The sequence below is a fragment of the Vagococcus sp. WN89Y genome (assembly GCF_052220145.1).
Taxonomy (GTDB): Bacteria; Pseudomonadota; Gammaproteobacteria; order Enterobacterales; family Enterobacteriaceae; genus Kosakonia.
This window is the reverse complement of the sequence record NZ_JBQPOM010000018.1, coordinates 101,015-125,303: the sequence shown is the minus strand read 5'-3', so window position 1 is coordinate 125,303 and position 24,289 is coordinate 101,015. Positions and strand designations below refer to the sequence as shown.

Sequence of the window (24,289 nt, the reverse complement as noted above, 5' to 3'; positions counted from 1 at the left end):
TGCGCGCCGGGCCTGAGAGTCATCACCTGCACTGTCTCCTCGACAGGCACTATGATAATGATTACCTGAAGGATGGATAGAACACATGAACTTACACGAGTATCAGGCGAAACAACTTTTTGCCCGGTCAGGTCTGCCGACTCCGGTTGGTTATGCCTGTGCTACCCCGCGTGAAGCAGAAGAAGCCGCATCCAAAATCGGTTCCGGTCCGTGGGTTGTAAAATGCCAGGTGCACGCCGGTGGCCGTGGTAAAGCGGGCGGCGTAAAAGTCGTTAACAGTAAAGAAGAGATCCGTGCCTTCGCGGAAAACTGGCTCGGTAAACGCCTGGTCACCTATCAAACGGATGCTAACGGCCAGCCGGTTAACGAAATCCTGGTGGAAGCGGCAACGGATATCGACAAAGAGCTGTACCTCGGCGCGGTTGTCGATCGCAGCTCCCGTCGCGTGGTGTTTATGGCCTCTACCGAAGGTGGCGTGGAAATCGAAAAAGTGGCGGAAGAAACCCCGCACTTAATCCACAAAACCACTATTGATCCGCTGACCGGCCCGATGCCGTATCAGGGTCGTGACCTGGCCTTTAAACTGGGTCTGGAAGGTAAGCAGGTTCAGCAGTTCAGCAAAATCTTCATGGGCCTGGCGACCATTTTCCTTGAGCGCGACCTGGCGCTGATTGAAATCAACCCGCTGGTTATCACCAAACAGGGCGATTTGATCTGCCTGGACGGTAAACTGGGCGCTGACGGTAACGCCCTGTTCCGCCAGCCGGAACTGCGCGAAATGCGCGACCAGTCTCAGGAAGATCCGCGCGAAGCGCAGGCTGCGCAGTGGGAACTGAACTACGTTGCGCTGGACGGCAACATCGGCTGTATGGTTAACGGCGCAGGTCTGGCGATGGGTACCATGGACATCGTGAAACTGCACGGCGGCGAACCGGCTAACTTCCTTGATGTGGGCGGCGGCGCAACCAAAGAGCGCGTAACCGAAGCATTTAAAATCATCCTGTCTGACGAAAACGTTAAAGCCGTACTGGTTAACATTTTCGGCGGTATTGTGCGTTGTGACCTGATTGCCGACGGCATCATCGGCGCGGTAGAAGAAGTGGGTGTTAACGTACCGGTTGTTGTGCGTCTGGAAGGTAACAACGCGGAGCTGGGCGCAAAACGTCTGGCTGACAGCGGTCTGAATATTATTGCAGCGAAAAGTCTGACGGACGCAGCACAGCAGGTTGTTGCCGCAGTGGAGGGGAAATAATGTCTGTTTTGATTGATAAGAACACTAAAGTTATCTGCCAGGGTTTCACCGGCAGCCAGGGCACTTTCCACTCCGAACAGGCGATTGCCTATGGTACGCAGATGGTTGGCGGTGTTACGCCGGGCAAAGGCGGTACCACTCACCTGGGCCTGCCGGTCTTTAACACCGTGCGTGAAGCGGTGGAAGCAACCGGTGCGACAGCAAGCGTGATTTACGTTCCGGCGCCGTTCTGCAAAGACTCGATTCTGGAAGCTATCGATGCAGGCATCAAGCTTATCATCACCATTACTGAAGGTATCCCGACGCTGGATATGCTGACGGTAAAAGTGAAGCTGGACGAAGCAGGCGTGCGTATGATTGGCCCGAACTGCCCAGGCGTTATCACTCCGGGCGAGTGCAAAATCGGCATCATGCCGGGCCATATCCACAAACCGGGCAAAGTCGGCATCGTTTCGCGCTCCGGTACGCTGACCTATGAAGCGGTCAAGCAGACGACCGATTACGGCTTCGGGCAGTCCACCTGTGTGGGCATCGGTGGCGATCCGATCCCTGGCTCTAACTTTATCGATATCCTGAAACTGTTCCAGGAAGACCCGCAGACTGAAGCCATCGTGATGATTGGTGAAATCGGCGGCAGCGCGGAAGAAGAAGCCGCAGCCTATATTAAAGAGCACGTCACCAAGCCGGTTGTCGGTTACATCGCGGGTGTGACTGCGCCGAAGGGCAAACGTATGGGCCACGCCGGTGCGATCATCGCCGGGGGTAAAGGAACAGCGGATGAGAAATTCGCTGCGCTGGAAGCCGCAGGCGTGAAAACCGTACGCAGCCTGGCCGATATCGGCGAAGCTCTGAAATCTGTTATTAAATAAAACTCACGCTCCTCTGAAGGGGAGCGATACCTGTTTCGACATGGTTGGCCACTCGTAAGGGTGGCCTTTTTTTGCGTGCGCCCGCTGAGCATTTTCCCTGCCATTATGCTTATCAATAGTGTCACTACGCTATTGTATTGCTTTAGAAATAATCACTTCGCGGTGTTAACGCCGTTAAATAATAAAGTGAATTAATTGTGAATTTGTGCGCGGTTAATTGTTTTTAAATTTGCGCTATTCAAATCTTATTAGTAGATTTATTTACAGCATGAATTACTAAACGTTAAATAAGCTCATCATTATTTCTCTTTTCCTACCGATTGGTAACCTGGCGTTCACGCTAAAATAAACACTAAATTAACATTATTTTTACTGTGGTATCTACCAGTATACATAATTAACAGTATTGAAAAATGTTGATTTAAATCAATACGTAAATGCTTGGAAAAAGCGTTAAAAATGGGTAAATTGTTGCGGATCAAATTGGCCTGAAAGTGATAGATTCGTGAGAAATTGATCGCTGTCGAAAAACGTAAAACAAACTCAATAAAAACCTTTTTATTGTAATGGTTTTGCGGAGTATTATATTCGAGGGATCAATTTGAGATTTTTTATTAACCTGATTGTCACTTTTTCAGTTCCCCGTCACTTTTTTGCGATGCGGTAATTATTGGGGCAATAATTTGTTTTGGGGCATGCGTGTGAACTCGCGCTTACGGGTTCATTCTCACCGTCTTCATGCGATGAGCAAGGAGTCATGATGTTAGATATAGTCGAACTGTCACGCTTACAGTTTGCCTTGACCGCGATGTACCACTTCCTGTTTGTGCCGCTGACGCTAGGTATGGCGTTCCTGCTGGCCATTATGGAAACGGTCTACGTCCTCTCCGGCAAACAGATTTATAAAGATATGACCAAGTTCTGGGGCAAGTTGTTTGGGATCAACTTTGCGCTGGGCGTGGCAACCGGTCTGACTATGGAGTTCCAGTTCGGGACTAACTGGTCTTACTATTCTCACTATGTTGGGGATATCTTCGGTGCGCCGCTGGCCATTGAAGGTCTGATGGCCTTCTTCCTCGAGTCCACTTTTGTAGGTCTGTTCTTCTTCGGTTGGGATCGTCTGGGCAAAGTGCAGCATATGGCAGTGACCTGGCTGGTTGCGCTTGGCTCGAACTTGTCTGCGTTGTGGATCCTTGTTGCTAACGGCTGGATGCAAAACCCTATCGCCTCTGATTTCAACTTCGAAACCATGCGTATGGAAATGGTGAGCTTTGCCGAGCTGGTGCTTAACCCGGTCGCGCAGGTTAAATTCGTGCACACAGTTGCTTCCGGTTATACCTGCGGCGCCATCTTTATCCTGGGTATCAGCTCTTACTACCTGCTGCGCGGTCGTGATGTGGCTTTCGCCAAACGCTCTTTTGCCATCGCGGCAAGCTTCGGTATGGCCGCTATCCTCTCCGTTATCGTGCTGGGTGACGAATCCGGTTATGAAATGGGTGACGTGCAGAAAACCAAACTGGCTGCTATTGAAGCCGAGTGGGAAACCCAGCCTGCTCCGGCCTCGTTTACCCTGTTTGGCATTCCCGATCAGGATACACAAGAAAACAAATTCGCTATCCAGATCCCTTATGCGCTGGGCATTATCGCAACCCGCTCAGTTGACACGCAGGTTATCGGTCTTAAAGACCTGATGGTGCAGCACGAAGAGCGTATTCGTAACGGTATGAAAGCGTACCAGTTGCTTGAGCAGCTGCGCGCTAACTCAGGCGATCAGGCGTTGCGCGATCAGTTCAATAGCGTCAAGAAAGACCTGGGCTATGGTCTGCTGCTGAAACGCTATACGCCGAACGTTGCCGATGCGACCGATGCGCAGATTCAGCAAGCAACGAAGGATTCTATCCCACGCGTTGCGCCGCTCTATTTCGCTTTCCGTATCATGGTGGCGTGCGGCGTTCTGATGCTGCTGATTATCGGTATCTCTTTCTGGACGGTTATTCGTAACCGAATCGGCGAGAAGAAATGGCTGCTGCGCGCCGCGCTGTATGGTATTCCGCTACCGTGGATCGCCATCGAGTCCGGGTGGTTTGTTGCAGAATATGGTCGTCAGCCGTGGGCAATTGGTGAAGTGCTGCCGACTGCGGTAGCGAACTCATCGCTGACCGTGGGCGATCTGCTCTTCTCCATGATTCTGATTTGCGGCCTTTATACGCTGTTTATGGTGGCGGAAGTGTTCCTGATGTTCAAATTTGCTCGCCTTGGGCCGAGCAGCCTGAAAACAGGTCGCTACCACTTTGAGCAATCCACCGTATCTTCTCAGCCGGCACGCTAAGACAGGAGTCGTCAAATGATCGATTATGAAGTATTACGTTTTATCTGGTGGCTGCTGGTCGGCGTTCTGCTGATCGGTTTTGCGGTCACCGACGGCTTCGACATGGGCGTCGGGATGCTGACCCGTATCCTGGGGCGTAGCGATACCGAGCGCCGCGTGATGATTAACTCCATCGCGCCGCACTGGGACGGTAACCAGGTGTGGCTCATCACCGCCGGTGGCGCGCTGTTCGCCGCCTGGCCGATGGTTTACGCAGCGGCCTTCTCCGGCTTCTACGTGGCGATGATTCTGGTGCTGGCTTCTCTGTTCTTCCGCCCGGTAGGTTTTGATTACCGCTCGAAAATTGAGATTAGCCGCTGGCGCAATATGTGGGACTGGGGCATTTTCATCGGCAGCTTTGTACCGCCGCTGGTGATTGGCGTCGCGTTCGGTAACCTGTTGCAGGGCGTACCGTTCCATATCGATAACGACATGCGTCTGTTCTACACCGGTAACTTCTTCCAGCTGCTGAACCCGTTTGGTCTGCTGGCGGGCGTGGTTAGCGTGGCGATGATCCTGACGCAGGGGGCAACCTACCTGCAAATGCGTACCGTTGGCGAGCTGCATCTGCGCGCTCGCGCAACCACGCAGATTGCCGCGCTGGTTACGCTGGTCTGCTTCGCGCTGGCGGGTGTCTGGGTGGTTTACGGTATCGACGGTTATGTGGTGACGTCTGTAATGGATCACTACGCGCCGTCTAACCCGCTGACCAAAGATGTGGCGGTTGAAGCGGGTGCCTGGTTGACCAACTTCAACAACATGCCGGTGCTGTGGGCTATTCCGGCGCTGGGTGTGGTGCTGCCGCTGCTGACGATCCTGACCGCGCGTCTGGACAAAGCTGCCTGGGCGTTTGTGTTCTCTTCACTGACGCTGGCTTGCATCATCCTGACTGCAGGTATCGCGATGTTCCCGTTCATTATGCCGTCAAGCACGATGCTGAAAGCCAGCCTGACGATGTGGGATGCCACCTCGACGCAGCTGACGCTGAACGTGATGACCTACGTGTCTATGGTGTTCGTGCCGATCATTTTGCTGTACACCGCCTGGTGTTACTGGAAAATGTTTGGTCGCATCACCAAAGAGCATATTGAAAGCAATACCCACTCTATGTATTAAGGAAGGAGCTGAATATGTGGTATTTCGCATGGATTTTAGGAACGCTTCTTGCCTGTGCTTTTGGAGTGATCACCGCCCTGGCGCTGGAGCAGGTTGAAGCGTCCAAAGACGGACAAGAAAAACATTGATGAATAAACTTATCGCAAAGCTTTATGCGGTAATGGACAAGGGCCCGTTGAGGGCCCTTTCCTTAGTGATGGCCTTACTGCTGGCTGGCTGCATTTTTTGGGACCCCTCCCGTTTTGCTGCCAAAACCAGCGAGCTGGAAATCTGGCACGGCTTGCTGCTGATGTGGGCGGTGTGTGCCGGGGTTATCCATGGCGTGGGTTTTCGCCCGCGCGCTGTTCACTGGCAGGGGGTTTTCTGCCCGCCGCTGGCGGATTTAGTCCTGTTAGCAGGTCTTATCTTTTTCTTCTTTTGAATAAGAAATATCCGCCTTCCTCATGGGCTTGCAAAAGCCCATAAATTTTTACTCTCCCTTTACGTCAACCCATTCCCAACCCTCTTTCCCGCGCGTATAGTAGCGAAGTTTGAATGCTCTAACTTTTTGCATTACCGGGATGTAAAGTGAATACAACGCTGTTTCGATGGCCGGTTCGGGTCTATTACGAAGATACTGATGCCGGTGGTGTGGTTTATCACGCCAGCTACGTTGCTTTTTATGAAAGAGCCCGCACTGAGATGCTGCGCCACCATCACTTTAGCCAACAAGTGCTACTGGCTGAGCGCGTCGCTTTCGTGGTGCGTAAAATGACGCTGGAGTATTTTGCACCCGCCAGACTCGACGACATGCTCGAAGTCCAAACGGAAATTACATCAATGCGTGGCACCTCTATGGTATTCACGCAGCGGATAGTCAACGCCGAGAATACAGTGCTGAACGAAGCAGAAGTGCTGATTGTTTGCGTTGATCCACTCTTAATGAAGCCTCGTGCGCTTCCCAAGTCTATTGTCGCGGAGTTTAAGCAGTGACTGACATGAACATCCTTGATTTGTTCCTGAAGGCAAGCCTTCTGGTTAAACTTATCATGTTGATTTTGATTGGTTTTTCTATTGCGTCCTGGGCTATCATCATCCAGAGAACGCGCATCCTTAACGCAGCAGGGCGTGAAGCCGAAGCCTTCGAAGACAAGTTCTGGTCCGGTATTGAACTGTCGCGTTTGTATCAGGAAAGCCAGGGACGACGCGATAGCCTGAGCGGCTCGGAACAAATCTTCTACAGCGGGTTCAAAGAGTTTGCCCGGCTGCACCGCGCCAACAGTCATGCGCCGGAGGCGATTGTTGAAGGGGCATCGCGAGCGATGCGTATTTCAATGAACCGCGAGCTGGAAAATCTGGAAAATCACATTCCGTTCCTTGGCACCGTCGGTTCCATTAGTCCGTACATCGGTTTGTTTGGTACCGTGTGGGGGATAATGCATGCCTTTATCGCGCTGGGTGCGGTGAAGCAGGCAACGCTGCAAATGGTTGCGCCAGGTATCGCCGAAGCCTTGATCGCCACCGCGATCGGCCTGTTTGCGGCAATTCCTGCGGTCATGGCCTACAACCGCCTGAACCAGCGCGTGAACAAACTGGAACTGAATTACGACAACTTTATGGAAGAGTTCACGGCTATTCTGCATCGCCAGGCGTTTGCCAGCAGCGACAGCAACAAGGAGTAAGCCATGGCCAGAACGCGTGGACGAGGCAGGCGTGACCTGAAGTCCGAAATCAACATTGTACCGTTGCTGGACGTGTTGCTGGTGCTGCTGCTGATTTTTATGGCGACGGCACCCATTATCACCCAGAGCGTGGAAGTGGACTTGCCGGACGCGACGCAGTCGCAGACCGTCAGCAGTAATGACGATCCTCCGGTCATTATTGAGGTTTCCGGCGTCGGGCAGTACAGCGTGGTGGTGGAAAAAGATCGTATGGATCAGCTACCGCCGGAGCAGGTGATTGCCGAGGCGCAACGTCGTCTGCAGGCAAATCCGAAGACCGTGTTCTTAATCGGCGGCGCGAAAGAGGTGCCGTACGATGAAATTATTAAAGCGCTGAATCTGTTACATAGCGCGGGTGTGAAATCGGTTGGTTTGATGACGCAGCCTATCTGATCACTCGCCTGACAGGCGGACAGTTTTTGGGAACCGAGAGTGTCAAAGGCAACCGTACAAAACGACAAGCTTAAGCGAGCGATTATTATCTCGGTGGTGCTGCACATTCTGTTGATAGCACTGCTGATATGGAGTTCGTTCGATGAGCATATTGATGCTTCTGCCGGTGGCGGCGGCGGTTCGGCTATCGATGCGGTGATGGTCGATCCGGGCGCGGTAGTAGACAATTACAATCGTCAACAGCAGCAGCAGGCCAGCGCACAGCGCGCCAAAGAGCAGCGTGAAAAGCAGGCGCAACAGCAAGCGGAAGAGCTGCGTGAAAAGCAGGCGGCCGAGCAGGAGCGTCTGAAGCAGCTGGAGCAGGAACGTTTACAGGCGCAGGAAGCTGCGCGTGAACAGGCCGAGCAGCAGAAGAAAGCCGAAGAAGCGGCAAAACTTGCGCAGCAGCAGCAAAAGCAGGCGGAAGAAGCCGCCGCAAAAGCGGCTGCGGATGCCAAAGCGAAAGCGGAAGCTCAGGCCAAAGCGGCCGAAGAAGCGGCGAAGAAAGCTGCGGCCGATGCGCAGAAAAAGGCAGAGGCCGAAGCGGCGAAAGCTGCTGCCGATGCGAAGAAGAAAGCGGAAGCGGAAGCGGCGAAAAAAGCCCAGGCCGATGCAGAGAAGAAAGCGCAGGCTGAGGCCGCCAAAAAAGCGGCGGCAGAGAAAGCGGCCGCAACCGAAAAAGCCGCGGCGGAGAAAAAAGCCGTAGCAGAAAAAGCAGCAGCTGAGAAAAAAGCTGCGGCCGAAAAAGCGGCTGCGGATAAAAAGGCCGCCGAAAAAGCTGCCGCTGCGAAGAAAGCCGCCGCCGAGAAAGAGGCTGCCGCCACAGGTGTTGACGATCTGTTTGGCGACTTAAGCTCCGGTAAGAATGCGCCGAAAACGGGCGCTGGGGCGCAAGGAAACAATGCGTCTCCGGCAGGTTCTGGTAACACTAAGAGTAACGGCGCGTCCGGTGCTGAGATAGATAGCTACGGAAGACAGATTAAAGCAGCCATTGAAAGCCGCTTCTATGATGCCGCCTCTTATAAGGGCAAAGTCTGCTCATTGCGCATCAAAATGGCACCAGATGGTATGCTTTTAGATATTCAGTCAGAAGGGGGCGATCCGGCGCTCTGCCAGGCGGCACTTGCAGCAGCACGTCAGGCAAAAATGCCGAAGCCACCCAGCCAGGCTGTGTATGAAGTGTTCAAAAATGCGCCGCTGGACTTTAAACCTTAAGATACACTTTCCTTCTCGCGCTAAGGGAGGAAAGAGGCTAAAGGTGCTTTTGACATAAGTAGTTTTGGCTCATTGAGTTTGTTAAAATTCTGCTAAATTATCGCGGGTTTTCCGCCCGGATAAGGGAGATATGATGAAGCAGGCATTACGTGTTGCATTTGGTTTTCTGATGCTGTGGGCGGCGGTTCTGCACGCAGAAGTCCGTATCGAAATCACCCAGGGGGTGGATTCGGCGCGCCCAATTGGTGTTGTTCCTTTCCAGTGGGCGGGGCCGGGTGCCGCGCCTGAAGATGCGGGCGGTATTGTTGCTGCGGATTTGCGTAACAGCGGCAAATTTAATCCGCTCGATCGCGCCCGTTTACCTCAACAGCCTGGCACCGCGCAGGAAGTTCAGCCAGCCGCCTGGTCTGCGCTGGGTATTGATGCGGTCGTCGTCGGCCAGGTCACGCCAAACCCTGATGGCAGCTACAATGTAGCTTATCAGCTGGTGGATACCGGCGGCGCGCCAGGCACTGTGCTTGCGCAAAACTCTTTCAAAGTGAATAAACAGTGGTTGCGCTACGCAGCCCATGCCGCCAGTGACGAAGTTTTCGAAAAACTGACCGGTATCAAAGGCGCGTTCCGTACCCGTATCGCTTACGTTGTGCAGACGGCGAACAGCCAGTTCCCGTATGAGCTGCGCGTTTCCGACTATGATGGCTACAATCAGTTCCTGGTGCATAAATCACCGCAGCCGTTGATGTCGCCAGCATGGTCGCCGGACGGTTCTAAACTGGCGTACGTCACGTTTGAGAGCGGTCGTTCTGCGCTGGTTATTCAGACCCTGGCTAATGCCAGCATCCGTCAGGTGGCGTCTTTCCCTCGCCACAACGGTGCGCCTGCTTTTTCACCGGACGGGACAAAGCTTGCGTTTGCCCTGTCTAAAACCGGCAGCCTGAATATCTATGTGATGGATATCGGTTCCGGCCAGATTCGTCAGGTGACGGATGGTCGCAGCAACAATACGGAGCCGACCTGGTTCCCGGACAGCCAGAACCTGGCGTTTACCTCTGACCAGGCCGGTCGTCCGCAGGTTTATAAAGTCAATGTGAACGGCGGTGCCGCACAGCGTATTACCTGGCAGGGTTCGCAAAACCAGGATGCTGATGTAAGCAGCGACGGTAAATTTATGGTAATGGTTAGCACTGACGGCGGTCAGCAGCACGTTACCAAACAAGATCTGGAAACGGGTGGCGTACAGGTTCTGTCGTCAACGTTCCTGGATGAAACGCCAAGTCTGGCACCTAACGGCACTATGGTAATCTACAGCTCTTCTCAGGGGATGGGTTCCGTGCTGAATCTGGTTTCTACAGATGGGCGTTTCAAAGCGCGTCTTCCGGCAACTGATGGACAGGTCAAATTCCCTGCCTGGTCGCCGTATCTGTGATAATAAATAATTGATTATAAAGGAATCAAAGAAATGCAACTGAACAAAGTGCTGAAAGGCCTGATGCTGGCTCTGCCTGTTATGGCAATTGCTGCGTGTTCTTCTAACAAGAATGCAAGCAACGATCAGAGCGGTGAAGGCATGATGGGTGCAGGCACTGGCATGAACGGTAGCGGCAACATGTCCTCCGAAGAACAAGCGCGTCTGCAGATGCAACAGCTGCAGCAGAACAACATTGTTTACTTCGATCTGGACAAGTATGACATCCGTTCTGACTTTGCTGCGATGCTGGATGCTCACGCTAACTTCCTGCGTAGCAACCCATCCTACAAAGTTACCGTTGAAGGTCACGCTGACGAACGTGGTACGCCGGAATACAACATCTCCCTGGGTGAACGTCGTGCAAACGCCGTGAAAATGTACCTGCAGGGTAAAGGCGTTTCTGCTGACCAGATTTCCATCGTTTCTTACGGTAAAGAAAAACCTGCAGTACTGGGCCATGACGAAGCGGCTTACGCCAAAAACCGTCGCGCCGTACTGGTTTACTAAGAGAATTGCATGAGCAGTAACTTCAGACATCATCTGTTGAGTCTGTCGTTACTGGTTGGCATAGCGGCCCCCTGGGCCGCTAATGCTCAGGCGCCAATCAGTAGTGTCGGCTCAGGCTCGGTCGAAGACCGCGTCACTCAACTTGAGCGTATTTCAAATGCTCACAGCCAACTTTTAACCCAACTCCAGCAGCAGCTTGCTGATAATCAGTCCGATATTGATTCCCTGCGTGGTCAAATTCAGGAAAGCCAGTATCAGCTGAATCAGGTGGTTGAGCGCCAGAAGCAGATCCTTTTGCAGATGGATAGCCTCAGCAGCGGCGGCGCGGCAGGGCAGGCCCAGCAAACGTCAGGCGATCAGGGCGGTGCTGCGGCACAGGCTCCGGCGGCGGATACCGGTGCGGCGAATAGCGCACCGGTGCAAAGCGGCGATGCCAATACGGATTACAACGCAGCGATTGCGCTGGTGCAGGACAAGTCCCGCCAGGATGATGCTATCACTGCGTTTCAAAATTTTATCAAGAAGTACCCTGATTCAACCTATCAGCCGAACGCGAATTACTGGCTCGGTCAGTTGAATTACAACAAGGGGAAAAAGGATGATGCTGCCTATTATTTCGCGTATGTGGTGAAAAATTACCCTAAGTCACCTAAAGCACCGGATGCAATGTATAAAGTCGGTGTGATTATGCAAGACAAAGGGGACAGCGCAAAAGCGAAAGCGGTCTATCAGCAGGTGATCAGCAAGTACCCCGGCACCGATGGTGCGAAGCAGGCGCAGAAGCGACTGGCATCGCTGTAATGACTGGCGCATGACCAGAAAGTGCGGTTTTTCTGGTCTTGTCGCATAAATATCAGGCAGTCAGATGATCTTTATCGAAATTTAGGTTGCGCCAGAATCATAAATCAGTAATATATGCCGCCGTTGCCACGGGTTATCACATAAACCGGAAGCAGCACAAGAGTGGGTCGTTAGCTCAGTTGGTAGAGCAGTTGACTTTTAATCAATTGGTCGCAGGTTCGAATCCTGCACGACCCACCACTTTAAAAGTAGTGGAACACAGAACGTGAAGGATAGCGTTGCGAAGCAACGACCCGAAGGGCGAGGCGAAAGCCGAGTCATCCTGCACGATCCACCACTTAGCAGTATCCAGCGTAGTATCGGGTGATTAGCTCAGCTGGGAGAGCACCTCCCTTACAAGGAGGGGGTCGGCGGTTCGATCCCGTCATCACCCACCACTCGGGTCGTTAGCTCAGTTGGTAGAGCAGTTGACTTTTAATCAATTGGTCGCAGGTTCGAATCCTGCACGACCCACCAGTTTAAAGCAGCACCGGTTAGGTTGTGGTAGTACAGAGTGAAGGATAACGTTGCCCGCTAAAGGAAACGCCAAACCATCCCGCCACGCTAAGCAGTTCTGAATACAAATTATCTTTGACGTCGCTACCCTTATGGGTCGTTAGCTCAGTTGGTAGAGCAGTTGACTTTTAATCAATTGGTCGCAGGTTCGAATCCTGCACGACCCACCACGTTGAAAGTAGTGGGAACTGACGCGAAGAGAGTTGCAAAGCAACCAGCCGAAAGGTGAAGCGCGAGCCAGCTTATTCTGCCCGCAGCACCGGTTCAAAGAAGTATCCCCTCAAGGGGTCGTTAGCTCAGTTGGTAGAGCAGTTGACTTTTAATCAATTGGTCGCAGGTTCGAATCCTGCACGACCCACCAATGTAAAAAAGCGCCCTAAAGGCGCTTTTTTGCTTTCTGCTTCTTAAAAATTTCCACGACAAATACATCACAATCGTCTATCTTGTTTAGCATATAAAACACACTGGCCGGGATCACGCGTTCAGAAAGCGATTTCTCGGTCTGTATGTTAAGCATGAAAAACGAGAGAGAGTAGGATGAGCGTGATGTTCGAGCCAGAAACCGCTGTTTACCCCTTCCCGCCAAAACCTGCGCCGCTGAGTGCGGGCGAAAAACGCGCCTGGCGCGAAAAAATCAGGCAGTTACTTAAGGCGCGCGACGCGGTGATGGTCGCTCACTATTACACCGACCCGGAAATTCAGCAACTGGCGGAAGATACGGGCGGGTGCATTTCTGATTCGCTGGAGATGGCGCGTTTTGGCGCACGACATCCGGCCTCCACGCTGCTCGTTGCCGGTGTGCGCTTTATGGGGGAAACGGCAAAAATTCTCAGCCCTGAAAAAACCATACTGATGCCCACCCTTGACGCTGAATGTTCGCTGGATCTTGGCTGCCCGGCGGATGCCTTCAGCGCTTTTTGTGATGCTCATCCGGACCGCACCGTCGTCGTCTATGCAAACACCTCCGCAGCAGTAAAAGCGCGCGCTGACTGGGTTGTCACATCCAGCATCGCCGTCGAACTGATTGAACATCTTGATAGTCTCGGTGAAAAAATCATCTGGGCGCCGGACAAGCACCTTGGCAATTATGTGCAAAAGCAAACCGGTGCCGATGTGCTGTGCTGGCAGGGCGCCTGTATTGTGCATGATGAATTCAAAACCCAGGCACTAACACGCATGAAAGCGATTTATCCCGATGCGGCGGTACTGGTGCACCCGGAGTCTCCGCAATCGCTGGTGCAGCTTGCCGATGCCGTTGGCTCGACCAGCCAATTGATCAATGCGGCAAAAACGCTTCCGCACAAGCAGCTGATTGTCGCCACCGATCGCGGTATCTTTTATAAGATGCAGCAGGCTGTGCCGGAAAAAGAGTTGTTCGAAGCGCCAACGGCGGGCGAGGGCGCGACGTGTCGCAGTTGCGCGCACTGCCCCTGGATGGCGATGAATGGGCTAAAAGCGATTGCCAGCGCGCTGGAAAACGGCGGAACGGCGCACGAAATCCATGTTGATGAAGCGTTACGCGAAGGCGCGCTTACGCCGCTTAACCGTATGCTGGATTTTGCGGCTACACTACGACCTTAATTAATCGTAAATGCGTAACATTGCGCTTCGGGGAAATCATGGATTTATTCAGCACACAAAATATCCTCGTCCATATCCCGCTGGGGGCTGGCGGGTATGATCTTTCATGGATAGAAGCTATCGGTACCGTTGCCGGTTTGCTGTGTATCTGGCTGGCCAGTCTTGAGAAAATTATTAACTACGCATTTGGCCTGCTGAATGTGACGCTCTTTGCGATAATTTTTTACCAGATAAACCTTTACGCCAGCCTGCTGCTCCAGCTCTTTTTCTTCGCCGCCAATATTTACGGCTGGTACGCCTGGTCGCGACAAACTGCTGATAATCAGGCCGAGCTGCAAATCCGCTGGCTTTCCCGGTCAAAAGCGTTAGCCTGGCTGGCGGTTTGTGTGGTGGCGATTGGTCTGATGACCGCCTTTATCAACCCCATCTTTATCATCCTGACGCGCGCGTCGGTCGCCCTCATGCAGGCGCTTGGGATGAACGTTGTGATGCCGGAAGTTGCGCCGGACGCCTATCCGTTCTGGGATTCGTGCATGATGGTGTTCTCCATCGTGGCGATGATTTTGATGACGCGTAAATATGTCGAAAACTGGCTGCTGTGGGTGGTGGTAAACCTTATCAGCGTGGTTATCTTTGCATTACAGGGGGTGTGGGCGATGTCGGTCGAATACATGATCCTGACCTTTATTGCTCTCAACGGTAGCCGGATGTGGATAAACAGCGCGCATGAGCGAGGCTCTTACGCGCTTTCTCGTCAATGAGTATGTGAATGGTGGTGGCCCGGCGACGTTTCGCCAAGCGCGCAGTCCGGGCCGCTACAGCTTTGATACTCCATCTGAATGGTGGCGTGCTCAATATTGTAGTGATGCGCGAGAAAGTGCTGGATCTCGCCCAGCAGCTGGTCATGATCGCGCGGCGGGATCACCTGCACATGCAGTGTCATCAACGGTTTTTCACCTACCAGCCATAAATGCACATGATGTACGTCGCGCACTTCAAGGATAGCGCGGCGCAAATGGCGCTGCAACGCGCCGATATCCACCGACCCTGGTGCGCCTTCGAGCAATTCGTTAACACTCTCTTTCATTAAGCGCCACGCGCTGCGCAGCACCAGCGCCGACACCAGAACCGACAAAATAGGGTCAATGGGTGTCCAGTTAGTGGCCATAATCACCAGCGCGGCAACAATTGCGCCCACAGAACCCAGCAAATCCCCCAGCACATGCAGCGCGGCCGCCCGCACATTCAGGTTTTTCTCTTCGCTCCCGCGATGCAACAGCCAGAAAGAGAGCAGGTTCGCCAGCAGGCCCGCCACAGCAATCACCATCATCGTGACACCCGCAACCGGCTGCGGATGATAAAAGCGCTGCAGGGCTTCCCACACAATCCAGATAGTGATGAGCACCAGCGCCAGCGCATTAACGAACGCCGCAAGCGTCGTTAAACGCAGCCAGCCAAACGTTCGCTGGGCACTGGGAGGCTGGCGGGCAAAATGCACGGCCAGCAGCGCAAAGAGCAGCGCGGCTGCATCGGTCAGCATATGACCGGCATCGGCGAGCAAGGCCAGTGAGCCGGAGATTAGCCCCCCGGCGACCTCCACCAGCATAAAGGTCGCGGTGACGACAAACGCCAGCAACAAGCGACGGGCATTACCATCAGAGGGAGCGTGGGAGTGTGAATGCGCCATGGGCGGAGTCCTTCCTGTTCATCATGAATGATTTATATCATTACAGATATTTTCCGGGCGAGCAGAAAAAAGTAAGGAGAGCCGAAGCTCTCCTTATCACATCTCAGCATTTACCGATTACTGGGTAGTACCGTCGGTTTTGGTACTCACTTCATTGTTGTTGGTCGTGCCGTCAATTTTTGTGTCGGCATTATTATTGACGCCGTCACCGGTCTGCACTTTCTTGTTCACGTCCGGGCAACGACCGTCTTTACACATGGTATTTTTGTGGATCTCATCCTTGGTCATATTGTCCGAAGCGGAGGAAGAGGTCGTTCCCGTCGTGCCGGTATTGATCTGGCTGTTGTCGACGTTATTCGGCGCGACGTTTTCACGCGCGTCCGGCGCAGTTTGTCCCGCTGCGGCAGAGGAGTTGGCCTGACCGTTGTTGGATGACGATGCAGAATCGGCTGCGAAAGCGGCACCGCTTGCCAGGGTCAGTGTGGAGGTCAGAAAAAGTGTCGCTAATTTGTTCATTTTCATCATGATGCTCCTGTTCTGTCGTTTTCACCGTCTCGTTAAGATGGCAAAAGCAGCGCGAACGAATTATCACGCTCAGTGGTCAAAGATGCCATGACTTACCATTTTGGCAGCATGGAATAATGATAAAGTCAAAAAATAAAGCGTTTACAGTTAAAAAGTGTAGCGTCGATCTCATTGTTCGCTACTTTCTGGCGGCGTAATGCGCAATTCCAGGATTTGTCTGGCTGGAGTGTAAATTCGCGTTTACACTTCGTGCCTAACCAGGATAGATTGGAGGTATTGCATTCATTACAAAAAACAGGGTTAGGCCAGAAGCAGATGAATTATCAGAATGACGATTTACGTATTAAAGAGATCAATGAGTTATTACCGCCTGTTGCGCTCCTTGAGAAATTCCCGGCCACGGAAACGGCTGCAAACACCGTAGCCCTTGCCCGCAAAGCCATCCATAACATCCTCCGTGGTGACGACGACCGCCTGCTGGTGGTGATTGGCCCGTGTTCTATTCACGATCCGGTCGCCGCGAAAGAGTATGCGTCGCGCCTGCTGGAACTGCGTGAAGCGCTGAAAGGCGAGCTGGAAGTGGTCATGCGCGTCTATTTTGAGAAACCGCGCACCACCGTGGGCTGGAAAGGGCTGATTAACGATCCGCATATGGATAACAGTTTCCAGATCAATGATGGGCTGCGTATTGCCCGCAAGCTGTTGCTGGAAATCAACAACGCGGGACTGCCCGCAGCGGGCGAGTTCCTGGATATGATCACGCCACAGTATCTGGCAGACCTGATGAGCTGGGGAGCCATCGGCGCGCGTACCACTGAGTCTCAGGTGCATCGCGAGCTGGCCTCCGGTCTTTCCTGCCCGGTGGGCTTCAAAAACGGTACCGACGGCACGATTAAAGTAGCGATTGATGCCATCAATGCTGCCAGCGCGCCGCACTGCTTCCTGTCGGTGACCAAATGGGGGCATTCCGCGATTGTTAACACCAGCGGTAACGATGACTGCCACATCATTTTACGCGGCGGCAAAGAGCCGAATTACAGCGCGCAGCACGTGGCCCAGGTCAAAGCGGGTCTGCAAAAAGCCGGGCTTGATGCGAACGTGATGATTGACTTCAGCCACGCCAACTCCTGCAAGCAGTTTAAAAAGCAGTTAGAAGTAGGGGCTGATGTATGCCAGCAAATTGCATCGGGCGAAAAAGCAATCATGGGCGTGATGATTGAAAGCCACCTGGTGGAAGGTAACCAAAGCCTGGAGAGCGGCGCACAGCTGGTTTATGGCAAGAGCATCACCGATGCCTGTATCGGCTGGGAAGATACCGAGGCGCTGCTGCGCCAGCTGGCAAATGCGGTCAAAGCACGCCGGGGCTAAAAGGCTTAGCTCAGCTGAAAATAAAAAAGCGTGGATTTATCCACGCTTTTTTTATCGGCGAAGAATTACTTCGCTTTACCCTGGTTTGCCACCGCAGCGGCTTTTGCTGCGATCTCTTCTGCATTGCCCAGGTAATAGTGTTTGATTGGCTTAAAGTTTTCGTCAAACTCATACACCAGCGGTACGCCGGTCGGGATATTGAGTTCGAGGATCGCTTCTTCGCTCATATTGTCGAGGTATTTTACCAGCGCGCGCAGGGAGTTACCGTGTGCGGCGATGATCACGCGCTCGCCGCTTTTCAGGCGCGGCAGAATGCTTTCGTTCCAGTAAGGGATAACGCGATCGATGGTCAGCGCCAGGCTTTCCGTCTGCGGCAGTTCAGCGTCCGTCAGTTTCGCATAGCGCGGATCGTGACCCGGATAGCGCTCATCATCTTTCGTCAGCGCCGGAGGCGTGACGGCAAAACCGCGACGCCACTGTTTCACCTGCTCGTCACCGTATTTTTCGGCGGTTTCGGCTTTGTTAAGGCCTTGCAGCGCGCCGTAGTGACGCTCGTTCAGCTTCCAGCTTTTTTCCACCGGCAGCCATGCCTGATCCAGTTCGTCCAGAACATTCCAGAGCGTATGGATGGCACGTTTCAGCACAGAGGTATAAGCGAAGTCGAACGTGTAGCCTTCCTCTTTGAGCAGCTTGCCTGCTGCCTTTGCTTCACCGACGCCTTTCTCGGACAGATCGACGTCATACCAACCGGTGAAGCGGTTTTCGTTGTTCCACTGGCTTTCGCCGTGACGAACCAGAACCAGCTTAGTAACAGCCATACTCTTACTCCTGTGAGCCTGATTGAGTGATAATAATTCTCATTATATTGCCGGGAGATAATTCACGGCAACGATTACCCTTAACCATAGCGAAAATAGCGGCTCAGTGTAAGCTGCTTGTGAATAAGGGGTTAGAGTTTTGTCTGTAACTGGCGCATTTTTCAGCAAAAAGCGCAAAAAAAGCCCTCAGCGAAGAGGGCGTGATATTACTGCGCGCTAAAGCAGTATTGCGTCAGGCTGACATATTCGTCGCCGGGGCGCAAAATGACGTCCGGCTGCGGATAATCCGGGCGGTTTGGGCTGTCAGGCAAAAACTCGCTCTCCAGAGCAAGTCCTTGCCAGGCGCTATAGTTTATGCCGCCGCGTGCGGGCGTGCCTTCAAGAAAATTACCGGAATAGAACTGTAAAGCAGGCGCGGTGGTGTAAACCGTCATTTGTAGCTGTTTATCCGCCGACCACAGCCGGGCTGCCGGTTGGCTGGCATCCCCTTTTGCCTGCAGTAAAAACGCATGGTCATAACCTTTCACCACCACCTGATCGTCTTCGCGCAGAAAATCTTCCGCGATGATTTTAGGCGTGCGGAAATCGAAGCTGGTCAGCGCCACTTTCTTCAACCCGGCGGTCGGAATCCCCATCTCGTCCACCGGCAGGTAGTCATCGGCCAGCAGTTGCAGCGTATGGTTGCGCACGTCCGACTGCTCGCCATCAAGGTTAAAATAGGCGTGGTTGGTCAGGTTCACCGGGCAAGCACGATCGGTGGTGGCGCGGTATTCAATAGAAATAGTGTTGTCTTCCTCCAGACGGAAAAGCGCTCTCGCCGTCAGATTACCGGGGAATCCCTGGTCGCCATCCGCCGAGGTAAGACAGAATAGCACTTCGCTATCGTTCTGCCGTTCGATATTCCAGCGCTGCTTGTCAAAACCCTGCGGGCCGCCGTGGAGCTGGTTCTCGCCCTGGCTTGGCAGCAACGTCACGCTTTCACCGTCAAGCTCGAAGCGGCTTTTACTGATACGGTTGGCGTAGCGGCCAATGGATGCGCCAAGAAAAGCCGTCTGTTGCAGGTAGTGCTCCGGCGTTGCGCAACCGAGCAGGGTTTCGCGCACGGAACCATCCTTCATCGGGACGCGCGCGGATAAAAGCGTAGCGCCCCAGTCCATCAGTGTCACGACCATCCCTGCGCTATTACGTAAGGTGATCAGACGAAAAGGCAGGCCGTCCGGCGCTGCCGCGATCGTTTCATTTAGCACTGTCCTGCTCCCTGTGATGGTTTGCACACATAAAACGTTTCTTTGATACCGGTTTTCGCTTCGTACTGGCTGGCGACCGCCTGCTGTACCTCTGGCACTAATGCTTCCGGCACCAGCGCGACGACACAGCCGCCAAAGCCGCCGCCGGTCATACGTACGCCGCCCCGATCGCCAATGGTTTCTTTAACAATCTCCACCAGGGTGTCGATTTGCGGCACGGTTATCTCGAAGTCATCACGCATTGAGGCGTGCGATTGCGCCATCAGCTCACCCATACGGCGCAGATCGCCTTTCTCCAGCGCGGCCGCCGCTTCTACTGTGCGAGCGTTTTCTGTTAATACATGGCGCACGCGTTTGGCGACCAACGGGTCGAGTTCACTGGCGACTGCATTAAACTGCTCAAGGCTGACATCACGCAGCGCTTGTTGCTGGAAGAAGCGTGCGCCGGTTTCGCACTGCTGGCGGCGCGTGTTGTATTCGCTGCCGACCAAAGAGCGTTTGAAGTTACTGTTAATGATAACAATGGCCACGCCGTGCGGCATGGAGACAGGCTTGGTGCCAAGCGAGCGGCAGTCAATCAGCAGCGCGCTATCTTTTTTACCCAGCGCGGAGATCAGCTGATCCATAATGCCGCAGTTGCAGCCGACAAACTGGTTTTCCGCTTCCTGACCATTGAGCGCAATTTGCGCGCCATCCAGCGGCAGGTGATACAGCTGCTGGAACACGGTACCGACCGCCACTTCGAGCGAAGCTGAAGAGCTCAGCCCGGCACCCTGCGGCACATTACCGCTTATCACCAGATCCGCGCCGCCAAAATTGTTATCACGCTGTTGCAGGTGTTTTACCACGCCGCGCACATAGTTAGCCCACTGGTAGCTCTCATGGGCGACAATCGGCGCATCCAGCGAAAATTCATCGACTTGCTCATCGTAATCAGCGGCCAGTACCCGTACCGTGCGGTCAGTGCGGGCAGCGCACGCAATCACGGTCTGATAATCAATCGCGCAGGGCAGCACAAAACCGTCGTTATAATCGGTATGCTCGCCAATCAGGTTGACACGGCCCGGTGCCTGAATCGTGTGGGTGGCAGGGTAGCCGAATGTCTGGCTAAACAGGGATTGTGTTTTCTCTTTCAGATTCATTGTTATTCTCCGGATTCGCGAAAATGGATGTCACTAACCGTGCGCAGGCGTTCAGCGGCCTGTTCTGCCGTTAAATCGCGCTGGGTTTCGCCGAGCATTTCATAGCCGACCATAAATTTACGCACGGTGGCGGAGCGCAGCAGCGGGGGGTAGAAATGTGCGTGCAGCTGCCAGTGGGTGTTTTCTTCGCCGTTAAACGGCGCGCCGTGCCAACCCATCGAGTAGGGGAAAGAGCACTGAAACAGGTTGTCATAACGACTGGTCAGTTTTTTTAGCGCCAGCGCCAGATCGTCACGCTGTGCGTCGGTAAGTTCCGTCAGGCGCAGGACATGCGCTTTTGGCAGCAGCAGCGTTTCAAACGGCCACGCCGCCCAGTAGGGCACAACGGCAAGCCAGTGTTCGGTTTCCACCACCGTACGGCTGCCATCGTCCAGCTCACGCTGCACATAATCCACCAGCATCGGTGAGTGATACTGCGCCATGTACTCTTTTTGCAGGCGGTCTTCGCGCGCGACTTCATTCGGCAGGAAGCTGTTAGCCCACACCTGACCATGCGGATGCGGGTTAGAACAGCCCATCGCCGCGCCTTTGTTTTCAAAAACCTGCACCCACGGGTAGGTTTTTCCCAGCTCGTCGGTCTGTTGCTGCCAGGTTTTTACCACCTCGATAAGCGCATTAACGCTAAGCTCTGGCAGCGTTTTGCTGTGATCCGGCGAGAAGCAGATAACCCGGCTGGTGCCGCGCGCGCTCTGGCTGCGCATCAGCGGATCGTGACTTTCCGGCGCATCCGGCGTGTCGGTCATCAGCGCGGCGAAATCATTGGTAAACACATAGGTACTGGTGTAGTCCGGGTTTTTATCGCCGGTCACACGGGTATTGCCCGGGCAGAGAAAACAGTCCGGGTCGTGCGCAGGCAGCGTCTGTTTTGCGGGCGTCTCCTGCGCGCCCTGCCAGGGGCGTTTGGCGCGATGAGGAGAAACCAGCACCCATTGCCCGGTCAGTGGGTTATAACGGCGATGCGGGTGATCGACAGGGTTAAATTGCGTCATTACCAATCCTTTAGTCAGTCGGGATAGCCCTGCGGATGGCGGGACTGCCAGCGCCAGGTATCTTCTGCCATTTCGTCAAGCGTGCGGGTGACGCGCCAGTTCAGCTCGTTAGCGGCTTTGGTCGCATCGGCCCAGTAAGCGGGTAAATCACCGTCACGGCGCGGCGCGAAGTGCCAGGCGACAGGTTTGCCACAGGCTTTACTGAACGCATTCACCACGTCTAATACGCTGCTGCCAACGCCCGCGCCGAGGTTATAAATATGTACGCCTGGTTTATCCGCCAGTTGCTGCATCGCGGCAACGTGGCCGTCCGCCAGGTCCATCACATGGATATAATCGCGAACACCGGTACCGTCGTGAGTCGGGTAATCGTTACCAAACACCGCCAGCGAATCGCGGCGACCCACCGCCACCTGGGCGATGTACGGCATCAGGTTGTTCGGAATGCCCTGCGGATCTTCGCCCATCTCGCCTGATGGATGCGCGCCGACCGGGTTGAAATAGCGCAGTAGCGCAATGCTCCAGTCCGGCTGTGCTTTTTGCAGGTCGGTCAGGATCTGCTCCACCATCAGTTTGCTTTTCCCGTAGGGGCTTTGCGGGGTGCCGGTGGGGAAGCTTTCAACATAAGGAATTTTCGGCTGGTCGCCGTAAACGGTCGCCGAGGAGCTGAAGATAAAATTTTTCACATTCGCCGCGCGCATCGCGCTGACAAGATGCAGGGTGCCCGAGACATTGTTGTCATAATATTCAAGCGGTTTTGCGACCGACTCCCCGACGGCTTTTAGCCCGGCGAAGTGAATCACGGCGTCGATGGCATGCTCGCGCAGGATCTTCGTCATCAGTGTTTCATCGCGAATATCCCCTTCCACAAACAGCGCGGCTTTACCGCCAAAGCGCTCAATTGGCGTGAGTACGCTGCGTTTGCTGTTGCAGAGGTTGTCGAGGATGATAACGTCGTGGCCGTTTTGCAGTAGTTGTACGCAGGTATGACTCCCAATGTAACCGGTACCACCTGTAACCAGAACTCGCATATTTCACTCCATCATGCATGTGATATGAATAAAGATTAGCATAACAGAGAGCGTAAAACTGTGACACGGGATAAAATAGTGGAATCGTTTACACTGCTTTCTCTGTTCGCTGTTTTTCTCAGGCAAAAGCCGGGAAAGCCCCGTCATGACGGGCGACTTTCCGGCGAATGTGAATAGTCCTAAAGCTTCCGCACTGCTGCGCTGTAACGCATTTTGTTTCAACGGAAACGGGAAAGGGATTCGTGGAGTTTATAAGTCATCAGCGACGACCAGGCAATGAGAGCGAAGTACAAAACGCTATATTCCAGACGTTTGCCATAATCGAGAGGAACATAATCCGGCGATTCATGACGCCGCCGGGCGGGCAGCTTGTAGCAAAACAGCATCACCACAAGGTCAGGCGCATAAGGCCCGCCGAAAAACATCGCGCAGGTGGCAATGGAGAGTATGCTCGTGCCCCCGGAAAGTAAAAACTCACCGGGGGATGCGCCTTTAAACAGCAGAAAGCAGCTTCACGCTACTGCGTTTTTTCTGTTTTTTCTGCTTTGTCCAGATTTACGCTATGTTCGGCTGCCTGCGCTTTTTTGCGAAACAGCACTTTCTTCACGGCGACGCTGGCTCCGGCCAGGGCGAGCAGGCCGAGTTTCCAGAACTTCAACAGCGTCACGCCAATCATTGCCAGCAATCCAAGCTTTTTCGCCGCGATGCCGCCAATCAGCGCCGCAAGGCCATACTCAGCAATTTTGTCCGTCGAAGCGTTAAAGTCGGTGTATTTTTTGCCGTCGTTAAAGGCCACGGCGTCCAACAGCGTTTTGGCGAGCGGCTTTTCGCTCTCCACGGTGGCGAGATCGGTGACGAGGTTTAAGGAGAGATAACCTTCGCGGCCCAGCAGGTAGGTGTTGTAGTTTACGCCCTGTTCTTTTTCCGCAAGCTTGGAGCCAATCTCGCGAATCGCGGCAGACCAAATCAGGCGATGCGACGCCGCGTTATAGCTCGGTTTTTCCACCCAGCCGGTGATTTCAATCGGCGCAATACCTTTGGCGCTGCGGTCTTTATTGCCTGCTTTGGTGCCTTCCTGCAAATTACTCAGCAGTTCGTCGGCGTCCCACTCTTTTGCATCATCATCTTTGATATAACCAGCGTTATCATATTCAATAGAAACAAAACCAGAAATGGCCTCGTTAAATACCAGCCCGTAAAAATAGTCATCGTTAACGTAATTACCCAGCTCACGCATAAATACCGCCGCCTGTTTCGGCGGGATCCAGGCAAATCCTTGCGGTAAATTGAGTACCGCCTGGTCACCTAAATTTACTTTATGGGGGCCATGAATACTGGCGCGCTGCATATTTTCCACCGCCAGTTTTATTTGACTGTCCGGATCAGAGGTTACTGCCTGGGCATTTTCCCCGGCGAACGCAGTGATATTCAGGCCAAAAAAGAGTATTGCCGCCATGGCGCAAAGGCGGGTGATGCGAAGGAGTTGAGTCATAATAGTCCCGTGATATTTCACCCGACGTCCATCGACGGGTTTTAAACTTGCCATAATAAAAACTGG

The 24,289-nt window shown here is 53.6% G+C and carries 24 protein-coding genes and 5 tRNA genes; 21 read left to right on the top strand and 8 right to left on the bottom strand.

The annotated features are described in order from the left end of the window. Positions 1-85 precede the first annotated feature (85 nt). The 20 genes from sucC (at position 86) to pnuC (ending at position 14,625) form a co-directional block, all read left to right on the top strand. Positions 86-1,252: an ADP-forming succinate--CoA ligase subunit beta gene (gene sucC, locus ACTU3N_RS06525; RefSeq protein ID WP_443085325.1), complete on the top strand. Its 1,167-nt coding sequence runs from the start codon at positions 86-88 to the stop codon at positions 1,250-1,252. After that, the gene (gene sucD, locus ACTU3N_RS06520) at positions 1,252-2,121 is read left to right on the top strand and encodes a succinate--CoA ligase subunit alpha (RefSeq protein ID WP_443085324.1); all 870 of its coding nucleotides are present in this window, start codon (positions 1,252-1,254) and stop codon (positions 2,119-2,121) included. The genes sucC and sucD overlap by 1 nt, the downstream gene beginning before the upstream one ends. Before the next feature lie 757 nt (positions 2,122-2,878). Continuing rightward, a complete protein-coding gene (cydA, locus tag ACTU3N_RS06515) occupies positions 2,879-4,450 on the top strand; it encodes a cytochrome ubiquinol oxidase subunit I (protein WP_443085323.1) in 1,572 nt (523 codons plus the stop codon). A 15-nt stretch (positions 4,451-4,465) separates the two neighbouring features. Next, entirely contained in the window at positions 4,466-5,605 is a 1,140-nt protein-coding gene (gene cydB / locus ACTU3N_RS06510) for a cytochrome d ubiquinol oxidase subunit II (protein WP_443085322.1), read from the top strand. A 14-nt stretch (positions 5,606-5,619) separates the two neighbouring features. Continuing rightward, a complete protein-coding gene (gene cydX, locus ACTU3N_RS06505; RefSeq protein WP_443085321.1) occupies positions 5,620-5,733 on the top strand; it encodes a cytochrome bd-I oxidase subunit CydX in 114 nt (37 codons plus the stop codon). Next, entirely contained in the window at positions 5,733-6,026 is a 294-nt protein-coding gene (gene ybgE / locus ACTU3N_RS06500; protein WP_443085320.1) for a cyd operon protein YbgE, read from the top strand. Before cydX ends, ybgE begins: the two co-directional genes overlap by 1 nt. A 146-nt stretch (positions 6,027-6,172) precedes the next feature. Then, positions 6,173-6,577 carry a tol-pal system-associated acyl-CoA thioesterase gene (ybgC, locus tag ACTU3N_RS06495; protein ID WP_443085319.1) on the top strand — a complete coding sequence of 135 codons (405 nt, stop codon included), beginning with the start codon at positions 6,173-6,175 and terminating at the stop codon, positions 6,575-6,577. A gap of 5 nt (positions 6,578-6,582) precedes the next feature. Beyond that, entirely contained in the window at positions 6,583-7,266 is a 684-nt protein-coding gene (gene tolQ / locus ACTU3N_RS06490; protein ID WP_443085360.1) for a Tol-Pal system protein TolQ, read from the top strand. A 3-nt stretch (positions 7,267-7,269) separates the two neighbouring features. Further along, positions 7,270-7,698: a colicin uptake protein TolR gene (gene tolR / locus ACTU3N_RS06485; protein WP_443085318.1), complete on the top strand. Its 429-nt coding sequence runs from the start codon at positions 7,270-7,272 to the stop codon at positions 7,696-7,698. A gap of 39 nt (positions 7,699-7,737) precedes the next feature. Next, on the top strand, positions 7,738-8,952 hold the full coding sequence (gene tolA, locus ACTU3N_RS06480; RefSeq protein WP_443085317.1) for a cell envelope integrity protein TolA: 1,215 nt from the start codon (positions 7,738-7,740) through the stop codon (positions 8,950-8,952). Between the two features lie 133 nt (positions 8,953-9,085). Next, positions 9,086-10,378: a Tol-Pal system beta propeller repeat protein TolB gene (tolB, locus tag ACTU3N_RS06475; protein ID WP_443085359.1), complete on the top strand. Its 1,293-nt coding sequence runs from the start codon at positions 9,086-9,088 to the stop codon at positions 10,376-10,378. Positions 10,379-10,411: 33 nt separating this feature from the next. Then, on the top strand, positions 10,412-10,927 hold the full coding sequence (gene pal / locus ACTU3N_RS06470) for a peptidoglycan-associated lipoprotein Pal (protein ID WP_443085316.1): 516 nt from the start codon (positions 10,412-10,414) through the stop codon (positions 10,925-10,927). A gap of 9 nt (positions 10,928-10,936) precedes the next feature. Further along, the gene (gene cpoB / locus ACTU3N_RS06465) at positions 10,937-11,728 is read left to right on the top strand and encodes a cell division protein CpoB (protein WP_443085315.1); all 792 of its coding nucleotides are present in this window, start codon (positions 10,937-10,939) and stop codon (positions 11,726-11,728) included. 164 nt (positions 11,729-11,892) lie between these two features. Further along, positions 11,893-11,968: transfer RNA gene (locus ACTU3N_RS06460), tRNA-Lys, on the top strand. A gap of 121 nt (positions 11,969-12,089) precedes the next feature. Then, positions 12,090-12,165, top strand: a tRNA-Val gene (locus tag ACTU3N_RS06455). A 3-nt stretch (positions 12,166-12,168) separates the two neighbouring features. Then, a tRNA-Lys gene (locus ACTU3N_RS06450) sits at positions 12,169-12,244 on the top strand. Between the two features lie 133 nt (positions 12,245-12,377). Continuing rightward, a tRNA-Lys gene (locus ACTU3N_RS06445) sits at positions 12,378-12,453 on the top strand. Between the two features lie 115 nt (positions 12,454-12,568). Then, a tRNA-Lys gene (locus ACTU3N_RS06440) sits at positions 12,569-12,644 on the top strand. 185 nt (positions 12,645-12,829) lie between these two features. Further along, positions 12,830-13,864: a quinolinate synthase NadA gene (gene nadA, locus ACTU3N_RS06435; RefSeq protein WP_443085314.1), complete on the top strand. Its 1,035-nt coding sequence runs from the start codon at positions 12,830-12,832 to the stop codon at positions 13,862-13,864. 38 nt (positions 13,865-13,902) lie between these two features. Continuing rightward, on the top strand, positions 13,903-14,625 hold the full coding sequence (gene pnuC, locus ACTU3N_RS06430; protein WP_443085313.1) for a nicotinamide riboside transporter PnuC: 723 nt from the start codon (positions 13,903-13,905) through the stop codon (positions 14,623-14,625). Here pnuC and zitB read toward each other — a convergent pair. Both zitB and ACTU3N_RS06420 read right to left on the bottom strand, forming a co-directional pair. After that, on the bottom strand, positions 14,619-15,551 hold the full coding sequence (gene zitB / locus ACTU3N_RS06425) for a CDF family zinc transporter ZitB (protein WP_443085312.1): 933 nt from the start codon (positions 15,549-15,551) through the stop codon (positions 14,619-14,621). The genes pnuC and zitB overlap by 7 nt on opposite strands. 117 nt (positions 15,552-15,668) lie before the next feature. Then, entirely contained in the window at positions 15,669-16,076 is a 408-nt protein-coding gene (locus tag ACTU3N_RS06420; protein WP_443085311.1) for a protein YbgS, read from the bottom strand. A 315-nt stretch (positions 16,077-16,391) separates the two neighbouring features. Here ACTU3N_RS06420 and aroG point away from each other — a divergent pair, with 315 nt between their 5' ends. Then, a complete protein-coding gene (aroG, locus tag ACTU3N_RS06415; RefSeq protein ID WP_443085310.1) occupies positions 16,392-17,444 on the top strand; it encodes a 3-deoxy-7-phosphoheptulonate synthase AroG in 1,053 nt (350 codons plus the stop codon). Positions 17,445-17,509: 65 nt separating this feature from the next. Here the strand turns inward: aroG and gpmA are convergent, their stop codons facing one another. The 6 genes from gpmA to ACTU3N_RS06385 all read right to left on the bottom strand — a co-directional run bounded on the left by gpmA (position 17,510) and on the right by ACTU3N_RS06385 (position 24,223). Further along, the gene (gene gpmA, locus ACTU3N_RS06410; RefSeq protein ID WP_443085309.1) at positions 17,510-18,262 is read right to left on the bottom strand and encodes a 2,3-diphosphoglycerate-dependent phosphoglycerate mutase; all 753 of its coding nucleotides are present in this window, start codon (positions 18,260-18,262) and stop codon (positions 17,510-17,512) included. 206 nt (positions 18,263-18,468) lie between these two features. Then, on the bottom strand, positions 18,469-19,509 hold the full coding sequence (gene galM / locus ACTU3N_RS06405) for a galactose-1-epimerase (protein WP_443085308.1): 1,041 nt from the start codon (positions 19,507-19,509) through the stop codon (positions 18,469-18,471). Then, complete coding sequence (gene galK / locus ACTU3N_RS06400) at positions 19,503-20,651, bottom strand: galactokinase (protein WP_443085307.1); 1,149 nt, start codon at positions 20,649-20,651, stop codon at positions 19,503-19,505. Before galK ends, galM begins: the two co-directional genes overlap by 7 nt. Positions 20,652-20,653: 2 nt before the next feature. Continuing rightward, the gene (gene galT / locus ACTU3N_RS06395) at positions 20,654-21,700 is read right to left on the bottom strand and encodes a galactose-1-phosphate uridylyltransferase (RefSeq protein ID WP_443085306.1); all 1,047 of its coding nucleotides are present in this window, start codon (positions 21,698-21,700) and stop codon (positions 20,654-20,656) included. Positions 21,701-21,714: 14 nt separating this feature from the next. Further along, positions 21,715-22,731 (bottom strand): UDP-glucose 4-epimerase GalE, encoded by a 1,017-nt coding sequence (galE, locus tag ACTU3N_RS06390; RefSeq protein ID WP_443085305.1) that lies wholly within the window; start codon positions 22,729-22,731, stop codon positions 21,715-21,717. Positions 22,732-23,248: 517 nt separating this feature from the next. Continuing rightward, positions 23,249-24,223: a DUF2167 domain-containing protein gene (locus tag ACTU3N_RS06385; RefSeq protein WP_443085304.1), complete on the bottom strand. Its 975-nt coding sequence runs from the start codon at positions 24,221-24,223 to the stop codon at positions 23,249-23,251. Between the last annotated feature and the right edge of the window lie 66 nt (positions 24,224-24,289).